Annotated in this window: 2 protein-coding genes; both read right to left on the bottom strand. The window is 71.5% G+C overall.

Translation table 11 applies throughout. The features are described 5' to 3' along the window. Nucleotides 1-752 (bottom strand): beta-ketoacyl synthase N-terminal-like domain-containing protein (locus ABEB07_RS06265; protein WP_345667382.1); only part of this gene is annotated, 752 nt, incomplete at its 3' end. 46 nt (nt 753-798) lie between these two features. Next, a partial coding sequence (locus tag ABEB07_RS06260) for a type I polyketide synthase (RefSeq protein WP_345667381.1) occupies nt 799-3,450 on the bottom strand: 2,652 nt, incomplete at its 5' end.

Below are 3,450 nucleotides of genomic sequence, written 5' to 3'. Positions count from 1 at the left end.
GGGGAGAGTCCTCCTTGGTGGGTGAATTCGGTGAAGGTGCCGGGGGTGGACATGATGGTGACGCCGCCGGCGAGGGCGAGGGTGCATTCGTTGTTGCGTAGGGCGTTGGCGGCGAGGTGGAGGGCGACGAGGGAGGAGGAGCAGGCGGTGTCGATGGTGACGGCGGGGCCTTCGAGGCCGAAGGTGTAGGAGATGCGGCCGGAGGCGATGCTGGGGGCGCTGCCGTTGCCGAGGTGGCCGGCGACTTCTTGGGGTGCGGTGGTGAAGCGGGCGGCGTAGTCGTTGTACATGACGCCGGTGAAGACGCCGGTGGGGGTGCCGTGGAGGGAGGTGGGGTCGATGCCGGCGTTTTCGAGGGTTTCCCAGGCGGTTTCCAGCAGGAGTCGTTGTTGGGGGTCCATGGCGAGTGCTTCGCGGGGGGAGATGCCGAAGAGGGCGGCGTCGAATTCGGCGGCGTCGTGGAGGAATCCGCCTTCCCGGGTGATGGATCCGCCGGGGTGTGTGGGGTCGGCGAGTCCTGGCAGGTCCCAGCCGCGGTCGGTGGGGAAACCGGACACCGCGTCCGCACCGGAGGCGACCAGGTTCCAGAGCGATTCCGCCGAGTCCACTCCACCGGGGAAGCGGCACGCCATCGCCACGATCGCGATCGGCTCGCGGGCGCGGCCCTCCACTTCCGACAGACGCTCCCGCGCCTGTTGGAGATCAGCGGTGACCCGCTTCAGATAGCCGAAGAGTTTTTCCTCCTGCGCCATCGCGCACCACCCCTGCTGTTTCGTACGAACGGTAACGGGACCTGCGTTAGAGATTGCGATCGATGAAGTCCATCAATTCCTCAGGCGTCGTGGCCTCGTCGAGATCGGCGGACCGGTCCGCGTTCTCATCGCCGCGCCGCTTCCACTCCGAGAGCAGGTGTTCGAGACGCTCCGCGATGTGCGCACGATCGGTTTCCTCTCCTGCCCCGGTCAGCAGAGCCTCAAGGCGGTCCAACTCGGCCGGCAGCGTGTCGGCCGCATGGGGCAACTCGCCGTCCAGGAAGGTGGCCAGGGACTGGGGCGACGGATGGTCGAACGCGACGGTCGCCGGGAGTTCGACCCCGGTGAGCGCGGTGAGCCGGTTGCGCAACTCGACCGCGGTGAGCGAGTCGAAGCCCAGGTCGGTGAAGCTGCGACGCGCTCCGATCGCGTCCGCCGAGGCATGCCCCAGAGTGGCCGCCACCTCGGAGCACACCACGTCGACCAGTACGCGCCTGCGCGCCTCCCCCGAAAGGCCGCCGATCCGGTCGCGCAGGGACTCGCCCGCACTCCGGGCGGCGCGCGATTCCGAGCGATCGACGAAGGCGCGGAGCACGGCGGGCGGTTCCACCGAAGCGGCGCGCAGCGTGCCGCGATCGAGGAGGAGCGGGACGACCACGGCCTCCTTCGAGGACAGCGCCGCGTCGAACATGGCCAGCCCCTGCTCCTCCCGGATCGCCACCAGCCCGGAGCGGTCCAGTCGGCTCACGTCGTGCGCGCCGAGCTTGCCCGCCATGCCGTCCTCGACGTCCCACAGGCCCCACGCCAGGGACACCCCGGCGAGTCCCTCCGCGCGCCGGGTCTCGGCCAGAGCGTCCAGGAACCCGTTGGCCGCCGCGTAGTTCGCCTGGCCGGCCGACCCCAGAACACCGGCCGCCGAGGAGAACAGCACGAAGGCGGACAGGTCCATCCCGCGCGTCAGCTCGTGGAGATGCCAGGCACCCATGACCTTCGCCTCGAACACCGCCCGCAGCCGTTCACCGGACTGCCGCGCGAACGTCGCGTCGTCGACCACACCCGCGCAGTGCACGACGGAGGACAGCGGCCACTGCTCGGGTATCGCCGCCAGCACCTCGGCCAGGGCCCGGCGATCGGCCACGTCACAGGCCGCGCATTCCACCTCGGCGCCGAGCGCGCGCAACCGCGCGACCAGATCCCGGGCGCCGGGCGCCGACTCGCCGCGCCGGGTGATCAGCACCAGCCGCTGAACGCCGTGCGTCTCGACCAGGTGCCGGGCGACCCTGCTGCCCAGCGCACCGCTCGCCCCGGTCAGCAGGACGGTGCCCGGACGCCAGGGAGAGTCCGCGCCCGTCGGCGTCCCGCGCACGAGACGGGGCACGAAGGCCCCTTCGGGGCGCAACATGATCTGCGGTTCCCCCGATGCCACCGCGGCTGCCAGCGGTCCGTCCCCGTCGATCAGCACGATCCGGCCCGGATACTCGACCTGGGCCGAGCGCACCAGTCCCCACACCGCGGCAGCGGGCAGTCGGCGTGCCGGGTCCTCGCCGGCGAGGCCGTCGGTCACCACGACCAGGCGAGAGCGCGCGTCGGGCTGCCGGGCGAGCCAGTCCTGCACGGACCCGAGAGCGGTCTCGGCCGTCACCCGAGCGGCCTCGGCAACCTCCATCGGGGCCGACTGCCGCCCATCGATCCGCACCACGTCGGCGTCGGAGGGAACCCCGGACACCGAGGGCAGGACGACGGGCTGCCACTCGACACGCAGGAGCGGAGTCCGTCCCGTTCGCCCGGCCACCTCGGCGACCGGCCGACCGACCAGCGACGCGACAGAGGCGACGACACCACCGGACGGATCGGCGAGGTCCAGCGCCACCTCACCGGAGCCGCGGCGGATCAGCCGGGCGGTCAGCCGGTCACCGGAACGGCCGCGCAGCGTGACCCCGGACCAGGAGAACGGCAGGTCGGCCCGCTCGCCGTCGCTGTCGACGGCACCGGCGTGCAGGGCGGCGTCGAACAGCGCCGGATGGATGGGGAAGTCGCCGGCGAGGCCGTCCAGTTGGATCTCGGCGTACAGCTCGTCGTCGCGCCGCCACAGGGCCCGCAAGCCGCGGAACGCCGGACCGTAGCCGATGCCGATCTCTTCCATCCGCTCGTAGAAACCGCTGATGTCCTGCGCCACGGCATCGGCCGGAGGCCAGTGCACCGGCTCCTCCGGACGAGCACCGGATTCGGTCTCCAGGACTCCCGCGCAGTGTCTGGTCCACGGCTCGCCGGTCTCGGCGTCCTCCGGACGCGCGTACACCGCGACCTCGCGACGTCCATTCACCGGCTCGCCCACCTCGACCCGGACCTGCACACCGCCCGTCTCCTCGATCACCAGGGGCGCGTCCATGGTCAACTCGGCCAGCCGGGGATGACCGCTGCGCCGGCCCGCGTGCACGACCATGTCCAGGAACCCGGTGCCCGGGAACACCACCGCGCCGTGTACGGCGTGATCGGCGAGCCACGGCAGCACGTCGAGAGACACCCGGCCGGTGAACAGCGTCCGGTCCGAGGACGGAAGGGTCACCGATGCGCGCAGGATCGGATGATCGGCGCTGTCCAGTCCCGCTGCGTCGAGGTCGGCGGTTCGGGGTGGGGTGTTGTCGAGCCAGTAGCGTTGGTGTTGGAAGGGGTAGGTGGGGAGGGGGGTGTGGTGGGG

The sequence above is a fragment of the Streptomyces similanensis genome, assembly GCF_039543625.1.
In the GTDB taxonomy this organism is placed as follows: Bacteria; Actinomycetota; Actinomycetes; order Streptomycetales; family Streptomycetaceae; genus Streptomyces; species Streptomyces similanensis.
Note: the sequence above shows the minus strand (reverse complement) of the source record. Positions and strands in the feature narration are given on the sequence as shown.